Here is a 13,956-nt window from a genome sequence, read left to right as displayed (position 1 = left end):
GTGCCGACGGTTTCGCCAATAATCGTCAACGGTGCAGGACAAGCGGCGAGGTCGCGACAGCCCCCCTTCTCCCCGTCACTATACGGGGAGAAGGTGCCGGCAGGCGGATGAGGGGCAGCGCCGACCTAACGAAAATTACTCGAACACGATGCTCGGCACCGCCGCTGCGGCCGCGCCGCGCTCTTCGTTGACCCGCTCCCAGACCTTCGAAGCGATATCGCGATAGATTTTGGCCTCGGCGCTATCGGGCTTCGACGCCACCACCGGTGCACCTTCATCCGAGCTTTCGCGGATGCCCATTTCCAGCGGCACTTCGCCAAGGAAGGTCACGCCGAGACGTTCGGCTTCGCGCCGGGCGCCGCCATGGCCGAAAATGTCGTAGCGCTTGCCGGTGTCCGGGGCGACGAAATAGCTCATATTCTCGACAATGCCGAGCAGCGGCACGTCGACCTTCTTGAACATGTTCAACCCCTTGCGGGCGTCGATCAGGGCCAGGTCCTGCGGCGTCGAGACGATGACGGCGCCGGCCAGCGGCACCTGCTGGGCCATGGTCAACTGGGCGTCGCCGGTGCCGGGCGGCATGTCGACGACGAGCACGTCGAGCCGGCCCCATTCGACTTCGCGCAGCATCTGCGTCAACGCCGACATCACCATCGGGCCGCGCCAGATCATCGGCGTCTCCTCATCGACGAGAAAACCCATCGACATCACCTTGAGGCCGTAATTCTCCATCGGTTTCAGGATCTTGCCGTCGACCGTCTGCGGCCGGCCATGGATGTTGAGCAGCCTTGGCATGGACGGCCCGTAAATGTCGGCATCGAGCACGCCGACCCGCAGGCCATTGGCGGCGAGCCCGAGGGCGATGTTGACGGCGGTGGTCGACTTGCCGACGCCGCCCTTGCCGGACGCAACCGCGATAATCGCCTCGATGCCGGGCACGCCACGCTTGCCCGAGCTCTGCGAGGCCGGGGCGTGCGGAGCCGCGCGTGGCGCGGTTGGCGGAGCCGGCGGTGCCGGTCTGGGTGCGGGGCGCGCCGGAACCGGCGCCTCCATTCCGCCGCCCTTCTTTTCCGCCGTCAGCGCGACGACGGCGCCGGCGACGCCGGGAATCGCCTTGACGACGCGCTCGGCGGCGGCGCGCAACGGTTCCATCTCCTGCGCGCGGGCAGCGGGAACGGTGATCGAGAAGAATACTTTCGAATCGGCGATGAAAATCTCCGAAACCATGCCGAGATCAACGATGTTGCCGGTGAAATCCGGCCCGTTGACCGTCTTCAGGCGCTCGGTGACGATTTCCTTGGTGACGGACATCAGGTCTTCCTTATGCAAGCTTGCGCCTGAGATAATGCAGTTTCCCGGCAGAACCAAGTCGTGGCGCAACAGCCGGCGTGCTCTGCCCGGAAATCGACGGAATGGCTGAGGTGCCCAACTGCGTCTGGCGCCGGCGCCCGGCGCCGGTTAGCTTGCGCCAATGATCGACAAGCTGGAATTCTTCATCGCGCTGGCCAGGGAGGAGCATTTCGGCCGGGCGGCGGAACTGTGCGGCGTCACCCAGCCGACGCTTTCGGCCGGGATCAAGCAGCTGGAGGGCCAGCTCGGCGTGATGCTGGTGCTGCGCGGCTCGCGTTTCCAGGGCCTGACGCCCGAGGGCAAGCAGGTGCTTATATGGGCGCAGCGCATCGTCGGCGATACACGCGCAATGCGCGAGGAGATGCGGGCGGCGCGCCACGGCCTTTCCGGCCGCATCCGCATCGCCGCCATCCCGACCGCGCTTGCCATGGTGGCGCGGCTGACGACGCCGTTTCGGGCCAAGCATCCCGGCGTGACCTTTTCGATCCTGTCGCGCACCTCGATCGAGGTGCTGTCGCTGCTCGGCAATCTCGACATCGATGCCGGCATCACCTATCTCGACAACGAGCCGCTCGGGCGGGTGACCAGCGTGCCGCTTTATGACGAGCGCTACCAGCTGATCACCGCGGTCGGAAATCCCTATTCCGACCGCGACAAAGTGACATGGGCCGAGCTCAGCCAGCTGCCGCTCTGCCTGCTGACGCCGGACATGCAGAACCGCCGCATCATCGATCAGCATCTGGCCGAAGCCGGCACGCAGGTGCGGCCTACGCTGGAATCCAATTCGATGATCGTGCTGTTCTCGCATATAAGGACCGGGAAATGGTCGTCGATCATGCCACTTAACCTGGCGGAAACATTCGGCTTTTCCGAACCTATCCGGGCCATTCCGATCGTCGAGCCGGATGCCAGCCACACCGTTGGGCTGGTGGCCGCACCGCGCGAGCCGCACACGCCGCTGGTACAGGCGCTGCTGGACGAGGCGATGGCGCTGGCAGACGATTTCCGCAACCACCGCTAGGCTAGACAATGCAGGCTGACGGGTTTCGATAGAAAATTTCTATCAAGCAACGGATCAGCTTTATTGATTTCGGGGGTTTCCTCTGATTTCGTAAGCACTTAGCGCGAGACCGCTATCGACCAGGGAGGGCGCTGCATGACGATGCAGCCTGCAAGTACCGAGATCCAGTCGCGCACGGCCGCGATCATCCAGGAGTTGAAGGACCTCGAGGGTCCACTGCTGCCGATCCTCCACGGCATCCAGGAAGAATTTGGCCACGTACCGCAGGACGCCGTGCCCGTCATCGCCGATGGGCTGAACCTGTCGAGGGCCGAGGTGCACGGTGTCGTGACCTTCTATCATGATTTTCGCGCCCGCCCGGCCGGGCGGCACGTGCTCAAGCTCTGCCAGGCGGAAGCCTGCCAGTCGATGGGTTCGGATGCGATCGCCGCAAAGGTCAAGCAGCTGCTCGGCATCGATTTCCATGAGACCACCCGCGACGGATCGGTTACACTTGAGCCTGTCTATTGCCTCGGGCTTTGCGCCTGTTCACCGTCGGCGATGCTGGATGGTGAGGTGATCGGGCGGCTCGATGACGAGAAGATCGAAGAGATCGTCGCGGAGGTACGCTCATGATCCCGCGCATCTACATTCCAGGTGACTCCGGCGCGCTGGCGCTCGGCGCCGAAAAGGTCGCCAAGGCGATTCGTGCGGAACTGGCCGAACGAGGCATCGAGGCCAAGATCGTGCGCAACGGCTCGCGCGGCGCCTATTTCCTCGAACCGATGGTCGAGGTCGCGACCGCCGAGGGCCGCGTCGCTTACGGGCCGGTGAAGCCTTCCGATGTCAAGAGCCTGTTCGACAGCGGCTTCCTCAAGGGTGGCCATCACAAGCGCTGGCTGGGCGCGCCTGACAAAATCCCGTTCCTGGCCAAGCAGACGCGCCTGACCTTCGCGCGTTGCGGCATCAACGACCCGCTGTCGCTCGACGCCTACAAGTCGCTCGGCGGACTGAAGGGCCTGCAGAACGCGGTGGCTCTGGCGCCGCTCGACATCGTCAAGCAGGTCACCGAATCGGGCTTGCGCGGTCGTGGCGGCGCTGGCTTCCCGACCGGCATCAAGTGGAAGACGGTGCTTGATACCGCCGGCGAGCGTAAGTACATCGTCTGCAACGCCGACGAAGGCGACAGCGCCACTTTCGCCGACCGCATGATCATGGAAGGCGATCCCTTCGTGCTGATCGAAGGCATGGCGATCGCCGGCATCGCCACCGGCGCGACCAAGGGCTTCGTCTATATCCGCTCGGAATATCCGCATGCGGTGGCTGTCATGAACAAGGCTGTCGAGGTCGCCCGCAAAGCCGGCGTGCTCGGCGTTAATGTGCTGGGTTCGCCCAACGCCTTCGACATGGAAATTCGCGTCGGCGCCGGCGCCTATGTCTGCGGTGAGGAAACCTCGCTGCTGAACAGCCTTGAAGGCAAGCGCGGCGTGGTTCGCGCCAAGCCGCCGCTGCCGGCAATCCAGGGCTTGTTCGGCAAGCCGACGGTGATCAACAACGTCATCTCGCTGGCTTCGGTGCCGATCATCATGGACAAGGGTGCCGCCTTCTACAAGGATTTCGGCATGGGCCGCTCGCGCGGCACCATCCCGATCCAGATCGCCGGCAACGTCAAGCATGGCGGCCTGTTCGAGACGGCGTTCGGCCTGACGCTCGGCGAAATCGTCGACGACATCGGCGGCGGCACAGCGACTGGCCGGCCGGTGAAGGCAGTGCAGGTCGGCGGCCCGCTCGGCGCCTATTTCCCGCGCGCGCTGTTCGACACGCCGTTCGACTACGAAGAGTTCGCGAAGCGTGACGGGCTGATCGGTCATGCCGGCATCACCGTGTTCGACGATACCGCCGACATGCTGAAGCAGGCGCGCTTCGCCATGGAGTTCTGCGCCATCGAAAGCTGCGGCAAGTGCACGCCCTGCCGCATCGGCTCGACACGCGGGGTGGAAACCATCGACAGGCTTGCCGCCGGCATCGAGCCGGAAAAGAACCTGGCTCTGGTCACCGATCTCTGCAACACGATGAAGTTCGGATCGCTCTGCGCGCTGGGTGGCTTCACGCCCTACCCGGTGATGAGCTCGATCACCCATTTCCCCGAAGATTTCAAGCCCGCGCCGGCGCGCGTAGCTGCTGAATAGGAGCTGGCAGATGAATATCAAGGCCGACTTCCCGACACTCATCGAAGAACTCGACTACGGAACCCCGGAATCGAAGGCGCAAAAGCAGGTCACGCTGATCGTCGACGGCCGCAGTATCAGCGTGCCGGAGGGTACGTCGATCATGCGCGCGGCGATGGAAGGCGGGGTCGAGATTCCAAAACTCTGCGCCACGGACATGTTGGACTCGTTCGGCTCCTGCCGCGTCTGCCTCGTTGAGATCGAAGGGCGCGGCGGCACGCCGGCATCCTGCACGACGCCGGTCGGCGAAGGCATGGTGGTGCGCACGCAATCCGAGCGGCTCGACGCCATCCGCCGCGGTGTCATGGAGCTCTACGTCTCCGATCACCCGACCGGCTGGAACGAGAAGGCCGGCACCGGCGCCAGCGAGTTCGACGCGGTGGCGAAGTCGGTCGGCCTAACCGAGAACCGCTTCGGCATCGAGGGCCGCAACCACGTCAAGCAGGAAAACGGCGTCGCGCCCGGTCATGGCTCGCTGGCGGTCGACTACATCGCGCGCGATGAGTCCAACCCCTATTTCACCTATGATCCGGCGCAATGCATCGTCTGCTCGCGCTGCGTGCGGGCCTGTGAGGAGGTCCAAGGCACCTTCGCGCTGACCATCGAAGGCCGCGGTTTCGAATCGCGCATGGTCGCCGGCATGCACGAGGATTTCATTGCCTCCGAATGCGTGTCCTGCGGCGCCTGCGTGCAGGCCTGTCCGACCGATGCGCTGCGCGAAAAGACCGTACTTGAGAAAGGCATGCCCGAACGCTCCGCCGTCACCACCTGTGCCTATTGCGGCGTCGGCTGCTCTTTCAAGGCCGAAGTGAAGGGCGACGAAGTTATTCGCATGATGCCCTACAAGGACGGCAAGGCGAACCACGGCCACTCCTGCGTGAAGGGCCGTTTCGCCTATGGCTACGCGACCCACAAGGACCGTATCCTGTCGCCGATGATCCGGGAAAAGGTCAGCGATCCCTGGCACGAGGTGAGCTGGGAAGAGGCAATCGCCCATACGGCCAAGGAATTCCGCCGTATCCAATATCAATACGGACGCACCTCGATCGGCGGTATCACGTCCTCGCGCTGCACGAATGAGGAGACCTATCTGGTGCAGAAGCTGGTGCGCCAAGGCTTCCGCAACAACAATGTCGATACCTGCGCCCGCGTCTGCCACTCGCCGACCGGCTACGGCCTCGGCCAGACCTATGGTACCTCGGCCGGCACCCAGGATTTCGATTCCGTCGAGTTCACCGATGTCGCCGTCATCATCGGCGCCAATCCGGTTTCCGCGCATCCTGTGTTTGCTTCGCGACTGAAGAAGCGGCTGCGCCAGGGCGCCAAGCTGATCGTGCTCGATCCGCGCCGCACCGAAATGGTCAAGTCGGCGCATGTCGAGGCCGACTACCACCTGCCGCTGAAGCCCGGCACCAACGTGGCGGTGCTGACGTCGCTCGCGCATGTCATCGTCACCGAAGGGCTTTTCGACGAAGCCTTCATTCGCGAACGCTGCGACTGGACAGAGTTCCAGGACTGGGCCTCCTTCGTCGCTTTGCCGGAGAACAGCCCCGAGACCGTCGGCAAGCTTTCCGGCGTCGACCCGGAGCTGATCCGTGGTGCCGCGCGGCTCTATGCCAAGGGCGGCAACGGCGCAATCTATTACGGCCTCGGCGTCACCGAACACAGCCAGGGCTCGACCACGGTGATGGCTATCGCCAACCTTGCCATGGCGACCGGCAATATCGGCCGCCCGGGTGTCGGCGTGAACCCGCTGCGTGGCCAGAACAATGTCCAGGGCTCATGCGACATGGGCTCGTTCCCGCATGAACTGCCGGGCTACCGCCACATCTCCGGCGAGGCGGTGCGCGACATCTACGAGACTTTGTGGGGGGTGAAGCTCGACGACGAACCGGGCCTGCGCATCCCCAACATGCTGGATGCCGCTGTCGACGGCTCCTTCAAAGGCATCTACATCCAGGGCGAGGACATCCTGCAGTCCGATCCTGATACCAAGCATGTCGCAGCCGGCCTGGCGGCGATGGAATGCGTGGTCGTGCACGACCTGTTCCTCAACGAGACAGCGAACTACGCGCATGTCTTCCTGCCAGGGTCGACCTTCCTGGAGAAGGACGGCACCTTCACCAATGCCGAGCGCCGCATCAACATGGTGCGCAAGGTGCTGGAGCCGAAGGCGCGCTACGCCGACTGGGAAGCGACGCAGGAGCTTGCTCGTGCGATCGGGCTTGACTGGAACTACCAGCATCCCTCCGAGATCATGGACGAGATCGCCAAGACGACGCCAAGCTTCGCCGGCGTCTCCTTCGATCTGCTCGACCGTGTCGGATCGGTGCAATGGCCCTGCAACGAGAAGGCCCCGCTCGGTACGCCGATCATGCATATCGACGGCTTCGTGCGCGGCAAGGGCAAGTTCATCCGCACCGAATATGTGGCGACCGACGAGCGGACCGGGCCGCGTTTCCCGTTGCTGCTGACCACCGGCCGCATCCTCAGCCAGTACAATGTCGGTGCACAGACAAGGCGTACCGAAAACGTCATGTGGCACTCGGAAGACCGGCTGGAAATCCATCCGCACGACGCCGAGAACCGCGGCCTGCGCGATGGCGACTGGGTGCGGTTGACCAGCCGCTCGGGCGAGACGACGCTGCGTGCGCTGATCACCGACCGCGTGTCGCCCGGCGTGGTCTACACCACCTTCCACCATCCGGACACGCAGGCCAACGTCATCACCACAGACTTCTCCGATTGGGCGACCAATTGTCCGGAGTACAAGGTGACCGCGGTGCAGGTCGGCGCGTCGAACGGGCCTTCGGACTGGCAGCGCGACTACAACGAGCAGGCCGAGCAGAGCCGCCGCATCGCTCGGCTGCAGGCGGCCGAGTAGTCTTGGCCGCGCGCCGCAAAGCGACGACGCAGACCTCGCGGCTGGCGCACCGCGCCAGCGGCACGACCTCGGCCAACCGAATGGTGCCGGAGGAGACGCCGGTGGCGTTCTCCTTTGCTGGCACCACCCATGCGGTGATGATGGCGAGCCCGGCTGATTTCGAGGATTTCGCGCTGGGCTTCTCGCTGACTGAAGGCATCATCGCCTTGCCCGACGAAGTCGAGGCGATCGAGGTCGAGGACCATGGCGCCGGGATCGACATCCAGATCCGGTTGAAAGACCAGGCCAATACGCGCTTCGAGGCGCGACGCAGGCGCTTGGCCGGCCCGGTTGGCTGCGGACTGTGCGGCATCGAATCCATCGAGGAAGCGATGCGCTCGGTCGACAAGGTTGGTGAGTCCAAGCTTACGCTTGAAGCCGACGACATTGTTCGCTCGGTGAGGCTGTTGTCGAAGGTGCAGCCGCTGCATTCCGAAACCGGCGCCGTGCATGCCGCGGGCTTCTATGTACCGGGCAAGGGCATTGTCATGGCGCGCGAGGATGTCGGCCGCCACAATGCGCTGGACAAGCTGGCCGGCGCGCTGGCGAAGGCCGGCATTAACGGTGCCTCGGGCGCCGTGGTCGTGACCTCACGCGTCTCGGTCGAGATGGTGCAGAAGACGGCGGCCATCGGCTCGGCTTTCATCATGGCTGTCTCGGCGCCGACCGCGCTTGCCATCCGCACAGCGGAAGAGGCAGGAATGACGCTGGTGGCGCTGGTGCGTGGCGACGATTTCGATGTTTTCACCCACCCGGAACGGGTGGTCTTGGGAGTTGCCCAGCATGTCGCATGACGAAGACCACATCACGAGCACCAGGGAAAAGCTGGTGCGCATGGCCAATCAGATCGCCGCCTTCTTCCATTCGAGGCCACGCGAGGAGGGTGTCGCGGGTGTGGCCGAGCATATCAACAAGTTCTGGGAGCCGAGGATGCGGCGCCAGTTCTTCGAGATGCTGGACAGCGGCGGCGAAAATTTCGACGAGCTCGTCGTCGAGGCCTCGGCCCGGATAAAGCGGCCAAAGACCGAGGAGCAGGCCGATATGAGCATCGGCTACGTCCAGCCCACAGGTACAGAGAGCGCCGCTCCACAGAAATAGGCTCTCCCCAGAAGGGGCCGGGCGAAAGCGGTTCGGACCGCAAGGCTATATTCCTGTTTTCTAAAGTTTGACTGCCGCATCCGGCAGGCGTCTGCTATTGTCAGCGATCAGAAATCGTCTGGCCGGGCGGGATGCAGTCGTGAGGCCGATCGAGACGCGATATGCCCTCAGCGGCGACGTGCGGATCGCCTATCAGGTGGTCGGCCAGGGATCGTTCGACCTGGTTTTCGTGCCCGGCTTCATCTCCAATCTCGACCTGCATTGGGAAGACGAGGGTTATACCAGGCTGTTGAAACGGCTCTCGGCGTTCTCGCGACTGATCCTGTTCGACAAGCGCGGCACCGGCCTGTCCGACCGCGTCGACCCACGCCATCTGCCCAGCTTGGAGACCCGCATGGACGATGTGCGCGCGGTCATGGATGCCACCGGCAGCGGCCGTGCCGCCCTGCTTGGGGCCTCGGAAGGCGCGCCCCTGGCGATGCTGTTCGCCGCCACTTATCCGGAACGGACGCGGGCGCTGGCGCTCTATGGCGGCTATGCGCATTTCCACAAATGGGTGATGCCGCCCGAACGCCTCGAGGCCTTCATTGCGACCGCCGGCACGGCCTGGGGCACCGGCGCCACTCTGCCCAACTTCGCGCCGGGCCGGGTCGATGACCCGCATTTCACCCAGTGGTGGGCGCGCTTCGAACGGCTGTCGGCCAGCCCGACGGCGGCGGCCGCCCTGGCCCGGATGAATGCCGACATCGACGTGCGCGGCGTTCTTTCGGCGATCCGGGCACCGACCCTGCTCATCCATCGCCGCAACGATGTGCGGGTCGACCCCGACGCCAGCCGCTTCCTGGCGAAAAAGATCGCGAATGCGCGGCTGGTTGAAATCCCCGGACGCGACCATCCGATCTGGACCGGCGACGTCGACCGGGTGGCCGACCTGATCGAGGAGTTCCTGACTGGCCAGCGCGCCGTGACCGAAGCGGAGCGCGTGCTTGCCGCCCTTCTGGTGACACGCGTCTACGACACGGCGCGGGTGGGCGATCGCATGTGGGGCGAACGCAGCGAGCGCTTCCAGGAGAGCTGGCGGCAGTTGGTCGGCCGTCATGGCGGACGCGTCGCCGGCATCCATGGCGAATTGATGATCTCGCGCTTCGACGGGCCGGCGCGTGCCATACGCTGCGCGGCGGCACTTCGCGATGCGGCGCAACAGATGGGCATTGCGAGCGCCCAGGGCGCACATGTCGGCGAGGTCGAAATGCGCGGGCCGCCGATTGGGCTGATGGCACGGGTGACGATGCAGATCGCCGCCCATGCCGGGCGCGGCGATATTCTGGCGTCGCGGCTGGTCGCCGATCTGGCGGCCGGTTCCGGCCTGCATTTCATCGATGCCGGGCGTGTCACGGTGGATGAGCTGGACGAGCCGCTGGCGCTGGTCCAGGCGACGTCGGAACAGCATCTCGAGCCGGCCTGCCGTCCCAAGGCCAGGCCTGCCGAGCCGGCTCAACTGACGGCGCGCGAAAGCGAGGTGGTTGGCCTGATCGCCGACGGCAAGAGCAATGCCGCAATCGCTGCCGAGTTGAGGCTGAGCGAGCATACGGTCAAGCGTCATGTGGCCAACATATTGCTGAAGCTCGACCTGCCGTCGCGGGCGGCGGCAGCGGCATTTTCCGCCAGGCACACTGGCCCGGACGGGCCATAGCAGCCATGGCGCTTTCGGGCGAAGCAGCCAAGGCAGCCTCGGCGCTACCAATTCTCTCCATGCAGGCCAGGCGGATGTCGCCGGGAAGGCGCTGCGAACGGAGGATGCAATGCTGAAGTCAAACAGGTCGATCAAATCGCTGATGATAGCGGCAAGCGTTGGCGCGCTGTTCACTATCACCCCTGCCAAGGCCGAGGATGGCGCGGCGGCCGCCGCTTACAAGGACATCGAGGCGACGCTCGGCTCGGTGCCGGACATGTTCAAGACGCTGCCGGATGTCGCGGTTGCCGGCGCCTGGGCCGAGATCAAGGGCGTGCAGCTCAACCCGAAGACCGCGCTCGACGGCAAGACCAAGGAGTTGATGGGGCTGGCCGTCGCCTCGCAGATCCCGTGCCAGTACTGCATCTATTTCCACACCGAGGCGGCCAAGCTCAATGGCGCGACCGATGAGGAGATCAAGGAGGCGATCGCGATGGCGGCCATCGTGCGCCACTGGTCGACGATGCTCAACGGCAGCCAGGTCGATTTCGCGACCTTCAAACAGCAGACCGACGGCGTGTTTGCGGCCGTCAAAGCGAAGTCGCAGTGAATGAACCTGCCCGGCGCTCATCGCCGGGCGGTGCTTCCGATCATCAACCGCCCGATCGACGGGCCATGGAGGAAAAAATGCTGACCAAGACGCAAAGCGTGGACGGCGCGGCGATCAAGAAAGCGATCGAAGGACGGGACGGCAGGATGCTGGCGAGCTTCTATGCCGACGATGCGCTGGTGCGGGTGATCGATCGCAACAACCCGCCGAGCAAGCCGCGCGAGATCCGCGGCCGGGCGGCGATCAGCACGTTCTGGGACGATATCTGCAGCCGGGCAATGACCCACAAGGTCGACACCACCATCGCCGATGGCGACAACCTTGCCTTCACCCAGGCCTGCGCCTATCCGGACGGGACGAAAGTGTTCTGCGCAGCGATGCTGGAGTTGAAGAACGGCCGCATTGCACGACAGACTGTCGTGCAAGCCTGGGACGAGTGAGGAGGCCGATATGTTCAGCGCCAGATGGCAGATCGACGCCAAATTCGGGCACAAGCAGACCGTGCTTGACCTGCTCAAGAAATGGGAGCGCGAAATCGGCTCTCAGGTCGGCATCGCCGACCTCAAGTTCCAGATCATGACCGGCTCGATCGGCGCGCGGGAGGCGACGGTCGAGTCGCATCACCAGGTCGAGAGCCTGGCCCAGTTGGAGGCGTTCTTCGCCAAGATCGGCAAGATCGATGCGCACGCCAAATGGGGCAAGGAGATGGAGCCCTATGTCGTGTCAGGCACCAGCCTCTGGAATATCTACCGGATCGTGGAGTAGGAACTGCGACTTTCGGCCGTCAGTTGCGGCGGCCGAAATTCGTTTTCTGCCCGGCGAAGCGGCCTTCCCTGGCCAATCCGGCTGCCGCGACACGCGCCGGCTGATTGGGCAGCGTGGCCTGCTTGGCAAGGGCGGCCGCTATCAGGGCGTCCGCCTGGCGGGCGCGCTGGTCCGCGCCGGCATCCCCGGCAGGGTTGCCGGCCACAGCGTAGGCCGCTGCTCGCCGGCGCGGCTTGAAGGCAAGATAGAGAAGCAGCGCGCCGAGCAATCCGCCGCCGATGACGATCGTCAGACGCGCGCCAGTCACGCCGGTGCGCTCGATCTGGGTCGGGCTGGCGGGGTTCTGGACGACGGTGAGCTTGTCGCCGACCTGCGGCTCGCGGCCGCCGTCCTTGTTCAGCTCCATCGTCGCCTCGACGGCATCGGCGCCGGTGCCGACGCGCAAGGTGCCGGTGAATTTCTGCTTCACCTTCCACTCTTTGTCCGCATGAACCGTCTTGAACGCGTCAACCAATTCGCAGGGGATCGTGGCGGTGCTGACAGTCTTGTAGACGATCTTGTGCGCAGTCGATTCCATGTCGCATTCGACGTTGACCACGAGGACTTCGGCCGGCACTTCCGGCCAACCGCCTTTCTTCAGCATGTCCTTGCCGCCGAAGAAGGCCATCACCAGGCAGAAGCCACCAATCATGACCAGCTTGATCTTGGTCGTATTCATGCGCAAACCCCCTCGCCGCGCGGTTTCTCGGCAAGGAGGCTGCTCGTTCAGGTTGAACATTCAGTAAACCGTGAACTCTCGCCATGCCGCGAAAGTAACTCACGCTTAATACACAGAAAACGGCAGGGCGAATATTTTAGAGATAGTATCTGCTACCCGTGAGCCACCATAACATGACGCACAGCAGTGTAGTCCTCCAGCGCGTAGAGCGACATGTCCTTGCCGTAGCCCGACTGCTTCAGTCCGCCATGCGGCATCTCGTTGGTCAACATGAAGTGAGTGTTGATCCAGGTGCAGCCGTACTGAAGACGAGCAGCCGTCGCCATGGCGCGCGAGACGTCCTTGGTCCACACCGATGACGCCAGGCCATAGTCGCTGTCATTGGCCCAGTTCACGGCCTCGTCGACCTCGGAGAAGCGGGTGATCGAGACGACCGGGCCGAAGACTTCGCGGCGCACGATTTCGTCTTCCTGCAGCGCGCCGGCAACGACGGTCGGCTGGTAGTAAAAGCCGGAGCCCTCGCCCGGCTTGCCGCCGGTGGTGATCTCGATGTGCTTCAATTCCGAGGCGCGCTCGACGAAGCTTGAGACGCGGTCGCGCTGGCGGCGCGAGATCAGCGGACCGATCTCGTTGTCGGTGTCGTCCGGCTGGTTGTACCTGATGGTCGAGACCGCGGAGGACAGATCGGCAACGAGCTTGTCGTAGATCTTCTTGCCGGCATAGATGCGGCAGGCCGCGGTGCAGTCCTGGCCGGCATTGTAATAGCCGAAGGCGCGCAGGCCGTTGACCACCGCGCCGAGGTCGGCATCGTCGAAGACGATGACCGGCGCCTTGCCGCCGAGCTCCAGATGGGTGCGCTTGACCGATTTGGCAGCCGCCTGCAGCACCTTCTTGCCGGTGGCGACATCGCCGGTGATCGAGATCATGTTGACCTTGGCGTGATTGATCAGCGTGTTGCCGACGCTGTCGCCACGGCCGAGCACGACGTTCACGACGCCTTCGGGCAGCACCTCTGCCAGGATCCTGGCCAGCTTCAGCGCCGTCAGCGGCGTCTGCTCCGACGGCTTGAAGACGACGGTGTTGCCGCCGGCAATCGCCGGCGCCAGCTTCCACGCCATCATCATCAGCGGATAGTTCCACGGCGCGATCGAGGCGACGATGCCGATCGGGTCGCGCCGCACCATCGAGGTGTGGCCGGGCAGATATTCGCCGGCGACTACGCCGGGCATCGAACGCACCGCACCGGCAAAGAAGCGGTAGCAGTCGACGATTGCGGGGATTTCGTCATTGAGCACGGCATTGATCGGCTTGCCGCAGTTCAGCGCCTCGAGAGCGGCGAACTCCTTGGCCTCGGCCTCGATGCGATCGGCGATCTTGAGAAGATAGGCCGAGCGCTGCGCCGGCGTGGTGCGCGACCAGGTGATGAACGCCTTTTCGGCGGCAGCCACCGCCGCCTCGATCTGGGCGGGGCTTGCTTCCGGCAGGTTGAGAATGGTCGCCCCGGTCTTTGGATTGAGGATCGGCTCCTCGGTCTCGGCGCCGTTCTCGAATTTCGAGCCGATCAGCATCTGGGTGTCCATGGACGTCTCTCC

13 protein-coding genes are annotated in these 13,956 nt (G+C 64.3%); 10 read left to right on the top strand and 3 right to left on the bottom strand.

The window, feature by feature from the left end:
- Positions 1 to 135: 135 nt before the first annotated feature.
- Positions 136 to 1,314, bottom strand: a complete 1,179-nt coding sequence (locus AC1D1N_RS19010; protein ID WP_477350518.1) for an Mrp/NBP35 family ATP-binding protein — start codon at positions 1,312 to 1,314, stop codon at positions 136 to 138.
- A 157-nt stretch (positions 1,315 to 1,471) separates the two neighbouring features.
- Here AC1D1N_RS19010 and AC1D1N_RS19005 point away from each other — a divergent pair, with 157 nt between their 5' ends.
- The 10 genes from AC1D1N_RS19005 to AC1D1N_RS18960 all read left to right on the top strand — a co-directional run bounded on the left by AC1D1N_RS19005 (position 1,472) and on the right by AC1D1N_RS18960 (position 11,646).
- The gene (locus AC1D1N_RS19005) at positions 1,472 to 2,371 is read left to right on the top strand and encodes a LysR family transcriptional regulator (protein WP_352582093.1); all 900 of its coding nucleotides are present in this window, start codon (positions 1,472 to 1,474) and stop codon (positions 2,369 to 2,371) included.
- Positions 2,372 to 2,506: 135 nt separating this feature from the next.
- The gene (locus tag AC1D1N_RS19000) at positions 2,507 to 2,986 is read left to right on the top strand and encodes a formate dehydrogenase subunit gamma (RefSeq protein WP_112560655.1); all 480 of its coding nucleotides are present in this window, start codon (positions 2,507 to 2,509) and stop codon (positions 2,984 to 2,986) included.
- Positions 2,983 to 4,539 (top strand): formate dehydrogenase beta subunit, encoded by a 1,557-nt coding sequence (locus AC1D1N_RS18995; RefSeq protein WP_477350351.1) that lies wholly within the window; start codon positions 2,983 to 2,985, stop codon positions 4,537 to 4,539. The genes AC1D1N_RS19000 and AC1D1N_RS18995 overlap by 4 nt, the downstream gene beginning before the upstream one ends.
- A 10-nt stretch (positions 4,540 to 4,549) precedes the next feature.
- The gene (fdhF, locus tag AC1D1N_RS18990; protein ID WP_436257898.1) at positions 4,550 to 7,462 is read left to right on the top strand and encodes a formate dehydrogenase subunit alpha; all 2,913 of its coding nucleotides are present in this window, start codon (positions 4,550 to 4,552) and stop codon (positions 7,460 to 7,462) included.
- A 2-nt stretch (positions 7,463 to 7,464) separates the two neighbouring features.
- Positions 7,465 to 8,295, top strand: coding sequence for a formate dehydrogenase accessory sulfurtransferase FdhD (gene fdhD, locus AC1D1N_RS18985; protein WP_436257897.1), 831 nt, complete (start codon positions 7,465 to 7,467; stop codon positions 8,293 to 8,295).
- A complete protein-coding gene (locus AC1D1N_RS18980) occupies positions 8,285 to 8,599 on the top strand; it encodes a formate dehydrogenase subunit delta (protein WP_192249786.1) in 315 nt (104 codons plus the stop codon). The genes fdhD and AC1D1N_RS18980 overlap by 11 nt, the downstream gene beginning before the upstream one ends.
- 139 nt (positions 8,600 to 8,738) lie before the next feature.
- A complete protein-coding gene (locus tag AC1D1N_RS18975; RefSeq protein ID WP_477350348.1) occupies positions 8,739 to 10,292 on the top strand; it encodes an alpha/beta fold hydrolase in 1,554 nt (517 codons plus the stop codon).
- A 109-nt stretch (positions 10,293 to 10,401) separates the two neighbouring features.
- The gene (locus AC1D1N_RS18970; RefSeq protein ID WP_477350346.1) at positions 10,402 to 10,881 is read left to right on the top strand and encodes a carboxymuconolactone decarboxylase family protein; all 480 of its coding nucleotides are present in this window, start codon (positions 10,402 to 10,404) and stop codon (positions 10,879 to 10,881) included.
- A 77-nt stretch (positions 10,882 to 10,958) separates the two neighbouring features.
- On the top strand, positions 10,959 to 11,321 hold the full coding sequence (locus tag AC1D1N_RS18965; protein WP_023688799.1) for a nuclear transport factor 2 family protein: 363 nt from the start codon (positions 10,959 to 10,961) through the stop codon (positions 11,319 to 11,321).
- A gap of 10 nt (positions 11,322 to 11,331) precedes the next feature.
- Positions 11,332 to 11,646, top strand: a complete 315-nt coding sequence (locus AC1D1N_RS18960) for a hypothetical protein (protein WP_352582106.1) — start codon at positions 11,332 to 11,334, stop codon at positions 11,644 to 11,646.
- Positions 11,647 to 11,665: 19 nt separating this feature from the next.
- Here AC1D1N_RS18960 and AC1D1N_RS18955 read toward each other — a convergent pair whose 3' ends face one another.
- Together AC1D1N_RS18955 and AC1D1N_RS18950 are read right to left on the bottom strand one after the other, a co-directional pair.
- On the bottom strand, positions 11,666 to 12,364 hold the full coding sequence (locus AC1D1N_RS18955; protein WP_477350344.1) for a hypothetical protein: 699 nt from the start codon (positions 12,362 to 12,364) through the stop codon (positions 11,666 to 11,668).
- 152 nt (positions 12,365 to 12,516) lie between these two features.
- The gene (locus tag AC1D1N_RS18950; RefSeq protein ID WP_436257892.1) at positions 12,517 to 13,944 is read right to left on the bottom strand and encodes a gamma-aminobutyraldehyde dehydrogenase; all 1,428 of its coding nucleotides are present in this window, start codon (positions 13,942 to 13,944) and stop codon (positions 12,517 to 12,519) included.
- Positions 13,945 to 13,956: the final 12 nt, after the last annotated feature.

Source organism: Mesorhizobium sp. P2_B5 (assembly GCF_056404775.1).
Note: the sequence above shows the minus strand (reverse complement) of the source record. Positions and strands in the feature narration are given on the sequence as shown.

What these genes read in the sequence shown, in the direction of transcription:
- AC1D1N_RS19005 (WP_352582093.1), top strand. Translation starts at nt 1,472, where the DNA reads ATGATCGACAAGCTGGAATTCTTCATCGCGCTGGCCAGGGAGGAGCAT.
- AC1D1N_RS19000 (WP_112560655.1), top strand. Translation starts at nt 2,507, where the DNA reads ATGACGATGCAGCCTGCAAGTACCGAGATCCAGTCGCGCACGGCCGCG.
- AC1D1N_RS18995 (WP_477350351.1), top strand. Translation starts at nt 2,983, where the DNA reads ATGATCCCGCGCATCTACATTCCAGGTGACTCCGGCGCGCTGGCGCTC.
- fdhF (WP_436257898.1), top strand. Translation starts at nt 4,550, where the DNA reads ATGAATATCAAGGCCGACTTCCCGACACTCATCGAAGAACTCGACTAC.
- AC1D1N_RS18980 (WP_192249786.1), top strand. Translation starts at nt 8,285, where the DNA reads ATGTCGCATGACGAAGACCACATCACGAGCACCAGGGAAAAGCTGGTG.
- AC1D1N_RS18970 (WP_477350346.1), top strand. Translation starts at nt 10,402, where the DNA reads ATGCTGAAGTCAAACAGGTCGATCAAATCGCTGATGATAGCGGCAAGC.
- AC1D1N_RS18965 (WP_023688799.1), top strand. Translation starts at nt 10,959, where the DNA reads ATGCTGACCAAGACGCAAAGCGTGGACGGCGCGGCGATCAAGAAAGCG.
- AC1D1N_RS18960 (WP_352582106.1), top strand. Translation starts at nt 11,332, where the DNA reads ATGTTCAGCGCCAGATGGCAGATCGACGCCAAATTCGGGCACAAGCAG.
- AC1D1N_RS18955 (WP_477350344.1), bottom strand. Translation starts at nt 12,364, where the DNA reads ATGAATACGACCAAGATCAAGCTGGTCATGATTGGTGGCTTCTGCCTG.
- AC1D1N_RS18950 (WP_436257892.1), bottom strand. Translation starts at nt 13,944, where the DNA reads ATGGACACCCAGATGCTGATCGGCTCGAAATTCGAGAACGGCGCCGAG.